This window comes from Limnobaculum zhutongyuii, assembly GCF_004295645.1.
GTDB classification, from domain to species: domain Bacteria; phylum Pseudomonadota; class Gammaproteobacteria; order Enterobacterales; family Enterobacteriaceae; genus Limnobaculum; species Limnobaculum zhutongyuii.
This window is the reverse complement of record NZ_CP034752.1, coordinates 192,665-206,509: the sequence shown is the minus strand read 5'-3', so window position 1 is coordinate 206,509 and position 13,845 is coordinate 192,665. Positions and strand designations below refer to the sequence as shown.

Annotated in this window: 12 protein-coding genes; 6 read left to right on the top strand and 6 right to left on the bottom strand. The window is 41.7% G+C overall.

The features are described from left to right. Positions 1-19: 19 nt before the first annotated feature. From EKN56_RS00565 to EKN56_RS00555, 3 genes are read left to right on the top strand one after another with little or no spacing between them, the layout of a single operon-like run. On the top strand, positions 20-607 hold the full coding sequence (locus EKN56_RS00565; RefSeq protein ID WP_130590038.1) for a hypothetical protein: 588 nt from the start codon (positions 20-22) through the stop codon (positions 605-607). After that, the gene (locus EKN56_RS00560; RefSeq protein ID WP_130590037.1) at positions 600-1,670 is read left to right on the top strand and encodes a nucleotidyl transferase AbiEii/AbiGii toxin family protein; all 1,071 of its coding nucleotides are present in this window, start codon (positions 600-602) and stop codon (positions 1,668-1,670) included. The genes EKN56_RS00565 and EKN56_RS00560 overlap by 8 nt, the downstream gene beginning before the upstream one ends. Positions 1,671-1,679: 9 nt before the next feature. Continuing rightward, positions 1,680-3,311, top strand: coding sequence for an ankyrin repeat domain-containing protein (locus tag EKN56_RS00555; protein WP_130590036.1), 1,632 nt, complete (start codon positions 1,680-1,682; stop codon positions 3,309-3,311). Positions 3,312-3,429: 118 nt separating this feature from the next. Here EKN56_RS00555 and idnD read toward each other — a convergent pair whose 3' ends face one another. Then, on the bottom strand, positions 3,430-4,482 hold the full coding sequence (gene idnD, locus EKN56_RS00550; RefSeq protein ID WP_130590035.1) for an L-idonate 5-dehydrogenase: 1,053 nt from the start codon (positions 4,480-4,482) through the stop codon (positions 3,430-3,432). A gap of 34 nt (positions 4,483-4,516) precedes the next feature. After that, on the bottom strand, positions 4,517-5,284 hold the full coding sequence (locus EKN56_RS00545) for an SDR family oxidoreductase (RefSeq protein WP_130590034.1): 768 nt from the start codon (positions 5,282-5,284) through the stop codon (positions 4,517-4,519). A 269-nt stretch (positions 5,285-5,553) separates the two neighbouring features. On the opposite strand from EKN56_RS00545, the gene EKN56_RS00540 reads away from it, so the two are divergent. The 3 genes from EKN56_RS00540 (at position 5,554) to EKN56_RS00530 (ending at position 9,127) form a co-directional block, all read left to right on the top strand. Continuing rightward, entirely contained in the window at positions 5,554-6,252 is a 699-nt protein-coding gene (locus EKN56_RS00540) for a FadR/GntR family transcriptional regulator (RefSeq protein ID WP_130590033.1), read from the top strand. A gap of 115 nt (positions 6,253-6,367) precedes the next feature. After that, entirely contained in the window at positions 6,368-7,615 is a 1,248-nt protein-coding gene (locus EKN56_RS00535; protein ID WP_130590032.1) for an enolase C-terminal domain-like protein, read from the top strand. A 183-nt stretch (positions 7,616-7,798) separates the two neighbouring features. After that, the gene (locus EKN56_RS00530) at positions 7,799-9,127 is read left to right on the top strand and encodes an MFS transporter (protein ID WP_130590031.1); all 1,329 of its coding nucleotides are present in this window, start codon (positions 7,799-7,801) and stop codon (positions 9,125-9,127) included. 148 nt (positions 9,128-9,275) lie between these two features. Here the strand turns inward: EKN56_RS00530 and EKN56_RS00525 are convergent, their stop codons facing one another. From EKN56_RS00525 to EKN56_RS00510, 4 genes are all read right to left on the bottom strand, one after another. Beyond that, entirely contained in the window at positions 9,276-9,803 is a 528-nt protein-coding gene (locus tag EKN56_RS00525; protein WP_130590030.1) for a hypothetical protein, read from the bottom strand. 154 nt (positions 9,804-9,957) lie between these two features. After that, on the bottom strand, positions 9,958-10,119 hold the full coding sequence (locus tag EKN56_RS00520) for a DUF1328 domain-containing protein (protein WP_140920521.1): 162 nt from the start codon (positions 10,117-10,119) through the stop codon (positions 9,958-9,960). A 96-nt stretch (positions 10,120-10,215) separates the two neighbouring features. Continuing rightward, a complete protein-coding gene (locus EKN56_RS00515) occupies positions 10,216-10,593 on the bottom strand; it encodes a BON domain-containing protein (RefSeq protein ID WP_168189573.1) in 378 nt (125 codons plus the stop codon). A 392-nt stretch (positions 10,594-10,985) separates the two neighbouring features. Continuing rightward, positions 10,986-13,514, bottom strand: coding sequence for an FKBP-type peptidyl-prolyl cis-trans isomerase N-terminal domain-containing protein (locus EKN56_RS00510; protein WP_168189572.1), 2,529 nt, complete (start codon positions 13,512-13,514; stop codon positions 10,986-10,988). Positions 13,515-13,845 lie beyond the last annotated feature (331 nt).

The following is a 13,845-nucleotide window of genomic DNA, read 5'->3' as shown; positions in this document are numbered from 1 at the left end:
ACCAAGGACTGATAGTAATATGTTACATGCTCATTTAACCACCCAATATTTAAATAATGATGAGTTAGCTGATTTTACTCGCGTTTGTCGAATGCTTAACTGCAAGCCATTGCTTATTGAGCTAGCTCGCGGCGAGCACCAACAACAAGCAATGGCAACTGCTTATATTGATGAACTAACTCAGGCCCACAAAATATCCCGGTGCTTTAATGAATCCGGTTATGCTATTCAACGTATTAAAATAGAAGCTTCCTTGAAAGAACATACTCGTTACCCAGAAGCTCTCTATTATGAATGGCACGGAAAACTGATAGCTGAGCCATCTCCATCTCTATTAACACTATGTTTAGAGCATGGAGCTCATTTATCCCACAATGCTTTACAACACCAACCGAATAAACGTTTTATCACATTACGCCAAACAGCCAGCAGTACAGTCAAACTCAATCATTCACTATTTAACCAGCAAATTCAGACATTAGTATCCGCATTACAAAAGGGCGGCTGGCCTATTATTCAGCATCTGTATGAAATATGCCTGTATGATAGTAATGAAAAGCTCGATGCTGGTTGGCTCTCTGACATTGAAGGACCAATATATGACTAAGATTACTCCGGCAGATATTGATGATTATTCAGTAAAACATGGTATCCATCGCCATAGCGTTCTTGAACTTTTTGCTTTTGAAGCTTTTGCTCGTCGGGCTGCTCAAGTTAATCAACCATTCATGCTCAAAGGCAGCTTGATAACCCGGCAATATCTGGGACCGCAGGAACTGGAATCATCCCAACGGCAGGTTGCCGATCTGGACTGGGTGTATATAGTTCCTGTAGATACGAATAATGTTAACCACATTAGAGTAACACTGGATAACTGGATGCTGGCTGTAACAGAAACTCATATTGATGATGGCGTTCGATTTCGTAGCTTCTCTGAAAACAGATTTTGGCGCATGATCGATTATGCAATGGATGATGATTTTCCCACAGTAAACACCGACTTATTAGTGTGGATTGGTGGTGAAGAATTTGAGTTTTCTCTTGATGTTAGCCTGAATTTGAAAATCGATCCTCCCCCGGTGCCTTTGCTATATAAACCAGTTTCAGGTGAACCTTTTCACTTATCTTATACCGTGCCGTTATCCCTTCAAATCGCATGGAAACTGCACCAAACTATTGTTCGTCCACGTTTTAAAGATTTACTCGACCTGATTTGGCTACTGAGAAACAATCAAATTGATATTGCCGCAGTTTGGCGTGCATTATGGGATGAATGCCAACATGATAAGGCTGATATTAATCTGCTAAAGCTTTTACTTGATGTCGACGATCCTAAAGCCCCGGGATTAAGCCGTCACCCACTGTACACAAGAAAAATAAAAGGCTATCGCGGAGCACTTATTAATCCCGATTCATTGGATGAAGCATGGCAATCTTGGCGGCATTCCAGTGTCGGGGGTTACAGAAATAATTTAGCCAGTGCACAGACAACGGTTCATCACGTTGATCTTCTACCGGATAATGTTTATGACGTTTTGAAAGACATAGCCCATGAGTTACACCAATCAGGCCTGGCGTCACTGATTGCAGCAATTGGAGTACCGCGTGTTGATAAATCCTGGAGAAACATCTGCAGCAGAATATTTAAGAATAATACTACATCATCTTAGTTCTTAAAGGTGGTTTCAGAATTTCTTAATTTATTTCAAACAAATAGAGAGGAGAGAACGATAAACTTCCATCACCTTTCTGATAAAAATTCTGTCCCAGACAAAAACCCTCTTTGGTTAATGCTTTTTAATTGCTCCACAATATCTATATTAACTTTTCAACCCATTGTGTTAATTTATTTCTTCGGAGTAATTCAAGAGATAAGAGTAAATTTGAAAAACAAAATAAAGCTCTTTGCAGTGAGCTTAACTCAGCTACCTAGTCTATTTATGTTGGTATTATTTCTTGCCGCCTGTAACCCACAATCGGCTGAAAAGACTCATCATTTTCTTGTGTTATGCAGGGATGGGCAACTTAGCGATATTAAAGAGGCGCTGGCAACAGGCATTGACGTTAACGCATCGTCGAAAGAAGGAATTACGGCCCTGATGGTCGCGGCAGATCAAAAACGTCAGGACGTAGTTGAATTGCTGTTAGCCCATCAGGCTAATCCCATGGATAAGACCCGCTTAGGCATAACACCTCTAATGTTTGCCGGAAGTTTCTCAGAAAATCCTCAGATAGTGAAACTATTAATTGATGCCGGTAGCGATGTTAACGCAAAAGATAATGAGAACAACACGCCGCTAATGATTTTAGCCGGAAAACCTTTTGCGGTTTATAAGGACAGCTCGACTATTTCCGATTTAGAAATTCCCGCCCCTCAACCCGAACACTATCAGAACACAAAAAATGAAAGTTCCGACAGCCAACGTACAAATACACCAATCGCAAGCAAAACGGAAAAACTGGAATCAGCCAGATGGCTATTAAACGCCGGTGCGGAAGTTAATGCTAAAAATAAAGAGGGCATGACGCCTTTAATGTACGCGTCTCGAAAAGCAATTCGGCAGCCAACAGATTTATTATCATTATTGATCGATGCAGGGGCTGAGGTTAACGCTCAGAATAATAGCGGAATGACCGCATTAAGCCAGACTGCTATGTCAGATAATCCCGCCATGACCAAACTGTTGTTGGATAACGGTGCCAGTGTAGATCTCCGTGATACAAGCGGCATGACACCGCTGATGTATGCTGCGCAATACAGTACGCCTGAAACTATCGACATATTGATTAATAGTGGCGCTGATATTAATGCACAATCTAAGTTATCTGATGACTCAAATACGCCTCTGATATGGGCAGTAAAAGAGAGAAAACTGGATAACGTTAAAGCACTGTTAAAACACAACCCTGATATGACGATAAGAAATGCTGATAAATATACGGCGATTTCGTTAAGCAAAGGTGAGATACGAGAATATTTAATTCAACGCAATGGTGCAACTGTCGGACAAGAGGTGGCCATGGCTGAAACCGAATTGAATAGTTGCATTGATGAGATGATGAATCGTGTCTTAACGCTCATGCTTAACAATAAGCTTCAGGGGAACAAGGATGGTATATCCTATTATCATGATGAGAAAGAGTGCGGGCCCTTCGGACGACTCTCGTTGTTTAATTACAAGAATGGGACAATCCCTAAAATAACCTTTACTGATAATATGCTGATTAACCTTAGTTATTCTAACCGGTCGTTACAATGTGAAATTATTGAAAACATAGGTCATTGTAAAATTGCCGATGGCGCTAAATAAGCTTAGCCCTGACGCAATAGTTTTTGGCCTGGCAGCATAAAACTGTCGTTATCGACATCCATTATTTAATAATAAATCTGCGAGATTACGCCTAACCCCGCAGATTTAATGAAACAGCTTATTCAAAAAAAGTCACTAATACTTTTGAAGATATATTTTTATCCGTTGCCGTAATTAATGCCTGCTCGACATTCTGGTAAGGAAATTCATTTGAAATAAGAGGACGTGGATTAATAATCCCTTTTTCAAGCCATTTAACCGCGGTCGAAAACTCATTAATAAACCGGAAGGATCCCTTCCAGTTAATTTCTTTAGCTAACATCTGCGCCACAGGATACTCAACAGGGCTGGCTCCCATACCAACTTGCACTACGCTGCCATTAGCCCGCGTGACCAATACGGTTGAAGCAATCGCTGATGACGCACCGCACGCTTCGAAAGTGACATCAAAATAGCCCTTATTTTTGGAGAACTCCTCAAAAATGGCTTTATCTGTCGGGCTAACAGCGCGATCGGCTCCCATCTGTAATGCAATTTTTTGGCCGCGTTCACTAATGTCAGAGGCAACAACTTCTACTGCACCAGCCGCTTTTGCGGCGGCGATAATTAACCCGCCAATTGGCCCTGCTCCCATCACTAATACTTTTTTACCAACCAGATTACCGGCAATGTTTATGGCATGAATTGCCACTGCTGTAGGTTCAGAGAATGCCATCACTTGTGCTGGAATACTTTCGTCATAAGGAAAGCACTGCTGTTCTGAAACAACAACATACTCAGAGAATCCACCATGAACATGAGGATTAAACTGCGCACTTCCCATAAAACGCATATTAGGACATTGGTTCTGCTTGCCTTCCAGACAAAACTCGCACTGATTACAAGGCTGTGATGGATTGACTGCAACCTTCTGCCCTACTTTCAAGTTTGAATTTTTTGGCGCTTTATGAATTTTACCGGCAAATTCATGACCGATAACCATAGGATGTTTTAATACTGACAGCCCTGCATGACCTTCCTGATAATAGTGGATGTCTGAACCACAAATACCACCCGCCTCAACTTTGACGACAACTTGCTCGTCCGTATATTCTAAAACTCGCTCATCAATACGAATGTCTTTCTTCGCGTGGGCAAAACATGCTTTACATGACAATTGATTGCTGCTCATGTCGTACTCCTGGCCACATATACCTGAAAATAGATTACAAAACGGCTAACCAACCACCATCAACATAAATTACCTGACCATTGATATAGTCAGAGGCTTGGGAGGAGAGAAAAATAGCGGTACCAATTAACTCTTCAGGCTTACCCCAACGCTTAGCCGGATTGCTATTTTTTACCCAGGTATCAAACTCTTTGTTTTGAATTAATGCTTCATTCATATCAGTCAAAATATAACCGGGTCCAATCGCATTCGCTTGAATGTTAAATTCACCCCATTCCGCTGACATAGCTCTGGTCAGCATTTTAATGCCGCCTTTTGCGGCGGTATAAGGTGCCACTGTCGGTCTTGCCTGTTCGCTGGTTAGCGAGCAAATATTAATAAACTTACCGCCGCTATTACGTTTTACCATCCGGTTAGCGGCTTCCCGTGAAACTAAATAGGTGCCGGTTAAATGAATATCAATCACCCTTTGCCAGTCTTTAAGCTGTAATTCCAATAATGGCTGACGGTGCTGAATACCTGCGTTATTAATAACAATGTCAATCTCAATGCCTTCTTTGTCCATTTGATTAAAAGCATCAACTATCTGCTCTTCTTTAGAGACATCGATAACATAGCCCCTCGCCTGATAGCCCTTAGCTTTTAATTTATTGACCGCTTCTTGCAATGTTTCTTCTCTGATATCACTCAGTACAATCGACGCTCCCGCAGAAGCTAATCCTTCAGCATAAGAGAAACCCAATCCACGAGCAGAGCCCGTAATCAGGGCGGTTTTACCTGTCAGATCAAATAATTTATTCATATCGTTACCTTGTTCATTGTATAATGACGACCGTATTGTGCGAATGGATACGTCATACAATATGTTGTATGACAACATACAATTGCGATATACAATGCAGAGGTGAAATAAAAAAGACAATCAGCAAAAGAATTATTTGTGATCTATATTGCAAATTACACTGATAATCTTTTTAAAATGAAGAGGTGACTTCCAGCTCTATTGGACTGATAAACAAGATAATTTATTGAATCCAATAATATATTTATGCGGTTAGGAAAACGACTATTATGAATATTGAATCTATCCCTAAAAATAACATTGCCGATGCGGTTTATAAGCAAATGTTAAATAAAATTTTGGACGGAAGCTGGAAAGAGAACGAGCGTTTACCCTCTGAATTTGAACTCTCCACGATGTTTAACGTTAGCCGAACAAGCACCAGAAGCGCAGTACAGAAGCTACGTGACCGGGGAATCATTTACACCAAACATGGTAAAGGTTCATTCGTATCGGCTGATATTGATAAAGAAAGAATATCTAATTCTCAAAAACCGATAATGCATCTAAGCCAGGAAGAGTTCATGGATATGATGGTCTTTCGGCAAACCGTTGAATTTAAGTGTATAGAGCTGGCCGCAGAGAATGCTAACGAAGAGGATATTAAAGCGATTGAAGATGCTTTAAATCGCATGCTGGTCAATAAAAATAATTATAAGAAATACTCCCAGGCCGATCTGGACTTTCACATCGCAGTAATCAAAGCCTCCCATAATAAAATATTTATTCATATTATCAATGATATAAAAAACGTTTACTACTTCTATCTGGAAGAGTTAAACCGTGTCTTAGGCATTACGCTTGAAAGTATTGAAGCACACATAAAAGTGTTTATGGCGATCAAAGAACATGATGTTGATACGGCTAAAACATCGTTAAATGACGCCATGAAAAACAATATTGAAGCGATCAATAAAGTCGTTCCATAACATTATTTCAAAATAACAGACTTGCTTTATTCATTAAATCAGTGTTATTTTCATTTCGCGAATAGGTACGATGTCATACAACAAGTGAAGTGAAGTAATATTTCTGGAGATCTTAATGATTAAAGTAACTAATGTTAAAACGATTTTAACAGCTCCCGGTGGTATTGATCTTGTTGTAGTAAAAGTAGAAACCAATCAGGACGGACTATACGGCTTAGGCTGCGCAACGTTTACCCAACGTATATTTGCAGTTGAAGCAGCCATTAATGATTACATGAAGCCATTTCTGATTGGCAAGGATCCGCGTCGTATTGAAGACATTTGGCAGTCCGCGGTAGTAAGTGGCTATTGGCGCAATGGCCCCGTTATGAATAACGCCGTTTCTGCCATTGATATGGCTCTTTGGGATATCAAAGGGAAAATGGCCAACATGCCGGTTTACGAATTGTTGGGTGGAAAATGCCGCGATGGTATTCCTTTATATCGCCACTGTGATGGTGGTGATGCCGTGGCCGCTGAAGACAATATTCGTGCAGCAATGGAAGAAGGCTATCAGCACGTCCGATGCCAGATGGGTATGTATGGCGGTGCCGGAACAGAAGATTTAAAGCTGATTGCAACTCAACTTGATAAAGCGCGAGATTTAAACCCTAAACGTTCCCCCAGAACTAAAACAGCTGGAATTTATTTCGATCCGGAAGCCTATGCCCGCAGTATTCCCAAGTTTTTCGATCACTTACGCAACAAAATTGGCTTTAACGTTGAGTTTATTCATGATGTTCATGAGCGAATCCAACCTGTTGCTGCAATGCAAATGGCTAAAGACCTCGAAGAGTATCGGTTGTTCTATTTAGAAGATCCGGTAGCGCCTGAGAATGTTGATTTCCTGAAAGTTATGCGCCAACAGACATCAACACCAATTGCAATGGGCGAGCTCTTTGTTCATGTTGCAGAATATAAGCACCTGATAACAAATCATCTCATTGATTTTATTCGCTGTCATATCAGTATGATAGGTGGAATTACCCCTGCCAAAAAGTTAGCCACTCTGTGTGAATATCACGGCGTGCGCACAGCATGGCATGGTCCTGGTGATATATCTCCCGTTGGTGTTGTCGCTAACATGCATATTGATATGAGCACCACTAATTTTGGTATTCAAGAATATACGCCAATGAATGAGGCATTAAGAGACGTTTTCCCTGGCTGTCCTGAGATCGATCGGGGTTATGCATATCTTAATGATAAACCTGGACTTGGCATCGATATTGATGAAGAAAAGGCAAAAAAATACCCCGTTGAAGGTGGTTTACCCTCCTGGACTAATGCGCGCTTGCCTGATGGCACGGCAGCACGTCCGTAGGAAGGTCTAATTACATAATATGACGGAGTGGTTAGTTTATGGCCTTCTTCTTACAAATATCCATTGATGAAGAAAATGGTTTGGTAAATTCGATTGTATATACAACCATTAATAAACTAACCCTTTGACTAACCAATATTTTGGGTTCCATGAACTTAAATAAAATAATTAATGGTGGAAAATATGAGTCAAACAGAAAATGGAGTTGAAAGAAATACCAGTGACTTGATTAGAGCTGCAATGTCCGGTTGGCTAGGCACTGCATTAGAATTTATGGATTTCCAATTATACTCTTTAGGGGCCGCATTAGTATTCCATCACATTTTCTTTCCAGAGCAATCGGCCGCCATGGCGTTAATATTAGCCATGGGTACTTATGGTGCAGGTTATGTTGCCCGTATCGTCGGTGCATTCATTTTTGGCCGAATGGGGGACAGAATTGGCAGAAAGCAGGTCTTGTTTATTACCATCACCATGATGGGGCTATGCACTACATTAATCGGCGTCCTTCCCACTTATGCTCAGGTAGGTATTCTTGCACCTATCTTGTTGGTTGCTCTTCGAATTGTTCAGGGCTTAGGCGCAGGTGCAGAAATATCAGGTGCCAGAACCATGCTGGCCGAATATGCACCCAAAGGTAAAAAGGGCATTATCGCCTCCTTAGTTGCTCTGGGAACCAACTGCGGCACATTAAGTGCAACGGCTATTTGGGCCATCATCTTCTTCGCAGTAGATAATGAAACTTTATTAGCATGGGCCTGGCGGATTCCTTTTTTAGCCAGTGCGGTAGTCATGATATTTGCCATTTGGCTACGTTTGAACCTTAAAGAAAGCCCGGTTTTTGAAAATGCAAATGATGATGAAAAACCTGTCGGTAAAACGTCATTTATTGATATTGCTAAAGGAAAATCATTTTGGTTAGCCATGGGCTTACGCTTTGGTCAGGCAGGTAATTCAGGTCTGATCCAAACGTTTTTAGCCGGCTACATGGTGCAAACTTTGTTATTTAATAAAGCCATTCCAACAGACGCCATGCTGATTAGCTCCGCAATTGGTTTTATTACCATTCCATTTGCCGGCTGGCTATCTGACAAATGGGGAAGACGACCGGTTTACCTGGTCTTGAATACGGCATCGATATTTTTAGCCTTCCCGATGATTTCCATCATTGTTGATAAAAGCTATAACCCCGGCACAATTATGCTGTGCATCATCATTATTCATAATGTTGCCGTATTAGGTCAGGCGGCTATTGAAGCGATTTCAATGGCAGAAATGTTTGGTTCACGCGATCGGTTTACTCAAATGGCAGTAGCCAATGAGATTGGTGGGTTACTCGCCGTTGGGTTAGGACCACTTATTGCAGGAATACTCTGTAATTGGACTGATTCATGGTGGCCAATTGCCATTATGATCGTGTGCTATTCAGTCGTTGGATTATTCTCTGCTATCTGCATGCCAGAAATCAGAGATCGGGATTTAAGCGACCCCAGAAATGCTACAGACGTTTAAATTAGCCTGACAATTTATCTCTGTTTGTTTGAATAAAAAATCCTATTGTTTGATTTATCGGAACGGTAGGATTTTTTAATTCCTCATATTTTTCTTCTGTAAAAACTTCATATATGGATGATATCAATATGGTTTTCCTTTAACCTTATTAATCATTATCCTTTAGCCTTTGCCAGAACCTTGTCGGAATCCCTTTAAGTACATGCCGTTCAAACAACCGCTGCTCAATCTGCTTAACTTCCCGGTCGTCAGTCCGATAAATAACCATATTATTGTTTAGAGACAATCCAAATCCCGTTCCTTCAGGCATCACTAAAGTGCGTCCATATATCCGACTTAAGGCCAGATAAATCGTGCCTTCCCCATCCCCTTGCTCATGAAGTTTCACGTCTTCAGCGTAAAAATGACATTCATTGCCCCAGTTACGATTGACCTTCAACAGGTAACGTCCATTGGGGATGGTCAGGCCATAAGATTGAGTGATATCGAAGTAATCCACATAAACTTGCCCTTCGGCGTCAAATTCAGGATGAATGCTGCCCTTCACCACCGCAATAATCTCTTTACTGCCGATGGGATGACTCAGCATATTAGCTAAATCTGGTGAGGTATCATCACAGTTAGCCCATGCGCCAGAACAGATAAATATTAATAAAAGAAATAGTCCTGTTTTCATTACGATTCCCTTCGAACCTCTATCAATAATATGAACAAAATACAGGCTACCCTAACCAACCCAATAAACTAAAGCCCAATAAAACAAAAAGCCCGCATTTCTGCAGACTTTTTCGCTATCAATATTCAGTTAAGAATCAGATATTCAATGGTCATCAGGGCCGTTTTCGCCCGGTAAACAGGCTAACAATAAACAGGATAATCCCGACAACAAATACGATTTTCGCTGCTGAGGCGGCAGTACCCGCCAGGGTGCCAAAACCTAATGCGGCAGCAATCAGCGCGATCACCAAAAAGATAATTCCCCAACGAAACATAACCAGCTCCTTACTCATTAATTGCAATGAAATTAGATAAACTAATAGTTAGGGGGAGACATTGTGACGCTCTTTAATTAACTAAGAGCCGTTCAATCAGGGTTTAATCACCAAATCATTTTTAACGCTGGTCACACCTTCAACTTTACCAACCAGTTGAACCACTTGTTCAGCTTGTGCTTTGCTGGCGACATTACCGGTCAGATAGACCATGCTGTTAATGGTTTCTACCGAGATTTCGGTACTTTTAATATCTTTAGCATCCAGTAATGCAGTTTTAACTTTTGCAGTGATGGCACTATCGCCCATATAAAGGTCAGCTTTCTTTGCTGAGTGCTCAATTTTATCACCGGCATCGCTGGCTGCAGACTTAGCCTTATCTACAACGCTTTCTTCAGCAAATACGCTACCACTTAATAACACTGAACCTAATACAGCAGCAGTCATGACTTTTACTAATTGAGTATTCTTCATTACGCTTTCCTTCTTGTTGACAAAATATTTAACCATATAGCTAACACTATATTCATTAAGTATAGACCATCAGCGAAAAGTATGATGAATTCACAACAAATTAGATTAAACAGCTAAGAAAATTAGAATTAAACCTATAAACATTGAGGTTATTAGAAGGGAAATCGAATATTTCAATGTATCATTGTGCTGAAGATATTCATTCATAATGACATTATTAACCAATATTCATTTAGCCATAAAACCATTCATTCTGTTTCACTGATAAAACTGACTTCTGCACCCAAAAAGCATAAGACCCCAAAGGGACTTTGAACAGTAACCATCAAAAATGGGGTAGAAATTACTCTCTACCCCATTTTTATCTGACTATAAATTTACTTCACCCTGAGTTACTTCGGTGAAGTAACGCCCACAATCCGAATGTTATAGATAATGGTAGATCCCGGTGGAATTAGCGGAGCCAGTCCCCGATCGCCATAGGCTAACTCTGGCGGCACCACCAGTGTCATACTGCCATGATCGCGCAACCGGGCCAGTGCAGCTTTAAATACCGGAGGATATTTGGCCAACGGTTGAGTCACATAGCGACGTTGAACATCCATATCTTCGATCACCGTACCATCGACCAGACTCTCTTTTACTGAAATCATGATATTGGCATTATCAGGGATCTTATTATCCCCACCATATTCAGTGCGGTAGTAAAAACCCGTTGGATCTTTATTCACCTGAGGTTTTGCCGCGAACTCTTTTTGATACTGCTTACCGCTTTTTTCTGCCTCTTGTTTTTTCGCCAGCATATTGCGGCGGATGGTATCACTGACTTTATTCAGGCTATCCATCAGAACACCACGGTCTACCTGTAGCTGCTGTTTCACCGTATCGACCAGACCCAGCAATGCCCAGTTAGTATTAACACTCAGCCCCAACTCAGCATTTTCTGTCAGTGAATCCTGAACCTTATCACCCAGCTGCATACCTAGTGCATAAGCAATGATCTCATCATCCTTTTTAGGAACCGTTGGCTTATCACCGGAAGCTTTTGCTTCCACAGATTCAGGCGCTGAAGCCGTTTGTTTTTCCTGCAATGCCTTCAACTGAGCCTGAGCTGTCTTTAACGCATTTTCTAAGTCAGCGACCTGCTTATCTGGCGTTCCTTCAGGTTTACTGACTGCACTACTGGCCAATGGCTGTTGAGCCGTAAGCTGCTTATTAAACAAAGCCAGCAGCTCTTGTCCGGCGACTTGCTGTTTAACCAGCGCATCCGCACGACTCTTCTGCTGCTCATGTTGCGATTTTTCTTCAGCCAATTGCGCTTTTAGTGTTTCAATTTCCTGAACGGACTGGGTTGCTGCCAATTGCTGCTTAGACGGTTCTCCGGTATTTAACGCTGGTGTCATCTTCGCTTCTGCCAACTGTTTTTCCAGAGTGGTAATCTTTTGTTGTTGCTCGCTGGCTAATGCCTGCTGTTTGGCTAGCTCTCCGGCACTATTTTGTAGTTTCTCACGTTGTGCTTTCTCGTCTGCCAGCTGCTTTTCCAAATCGGTGATTTGCTTTAGTTGTCCTGCCAGTACTGTTTGTTGCTGCTTTTGCTCCTCATTACCGCTGGACTGTAACTTCTCGCGCAGTGCTTTCTCTTCGGTCAGCTGCTTTTCCAGATCGGTAATTTGCTTCAGTTGCGCCGCAAATGCCGTTTGCTGTTTTTTCTGCTCTTCACTGCTATTACCTTGCAGTATTTCCCGTTGAGCTTTTTCTCCCGTCAGCTGTTTTTCCAGTGCAGCAATCTTCGCTACTTGGGCAACAGCAGCAGCCTGTTGTTTCTTTTGCTCTTCGGTACTGACGCTTTGCAACTTCTCACGTTGTGTTTTTTCTTCAGCAAGTTGCTTTTCCAGCGCGGCGATCTGCTTCACCTGAGCGGCGGAAGCGGTTTGCTGCTTTTTCAGCTCTTCGGCACTGTTACCCTGCAGTTTTTCCTGCTGTGCTTTGGATTCAGCCAGCTGTTTTTCCAGCGCGGCGATCTGTTTCACCTGAGTGGCGGAAGCGGTTTGCTGCTTTTTCAGCTCTTCCGCGTTGCTGCCCTGTAATTTTTCCTGCTGTGCTTTGGATTCAGCCAGCTGTTTTTCCAGCGCCGCGATTTGCTTCACCTGAGTGGCGGCGGCGGTTTGCTGCTTTTTCAGCTCTTCGGCGCTGCTGCCCTGCAGTTTGTCATGCTGTGCTTTGGATTCAGCCAGCTGTTTTTCCAGCGCGGCGATTTGTTTAGCCTGTACTGCTGAGGCTGCCAATTGTTTCTTCAACTCTTCGGCACTGTTATCCAGCTGCTTTTCATTTCGGGCTTTCAACTCAGCCAGTTGTTTCTCCAGTGCAGCAATTTGAGTTATCTGTGCACCTGAAGCGGATAACAGCTTCTTCTGTTCTTCGGTTTTATTGCTCTGTAATTTTTCATTCTGAGTTTTCAATTCTGTCAGCTGTTTGGTAAGAGCATAAATCTGGGCTTGTTTTTGTTCCCGCTGTTTTTTTTCTGTATCTGCCGTTTTTTGTAATGTCTGCAAGCGAGATTCCGCATCAGACAATTGCGATCTCAATGTAGTTAACTGCTGATTAAGTTTACTATCCTGCTGAGTAGCGCCATCCCCATCAGATACCGGGCGTTTGGCTTTAGCTAATTTTAACTCTGACTCAAGGGATGAGATCTTTCTTTCAAGGTCAGCGACCTGTTTAGCAGAATTAGCCTGATGCTGTCGCAAACGTTGTAGCTCGCTTTGGCTTTTGGAGGATATCTTGGTGGACTCTTCCGAAGGTGTCGCTCTCTTCTCCGGATTGGACTTGCTATTTGGGGATTCTGTCTCAGAAGAAGGCGTTGATGTTTGGCTATGAGAAGCCCCACCTTTAACCCTTACCCCTATAATGCCTTCATCCAATGAAGCCGCATTAACAGGCAAAACTAAAGGTAAAATTAGAGCGAAAAAAAATCTATAACGACTCTTATTATTACATTCCATCATTCCCTCAACATACCCATCTTAGAGACACCCGCATATATAATCGCCGTATAATAAGTAAAAAATCGATTGATTAACAGATGTATACCTTAAAATAAAGCATAAGAATCAACTCAATTATACTTCATAAACATTGATACGTTTTCACTACCCGCTTAATAACAAACAACTATTCTAACTTGCAAAGCATAGCCATTTAATTTCAATTTGTTATAAACTTTTATTCGTATTTTAATTAGAGAGGCTAAAT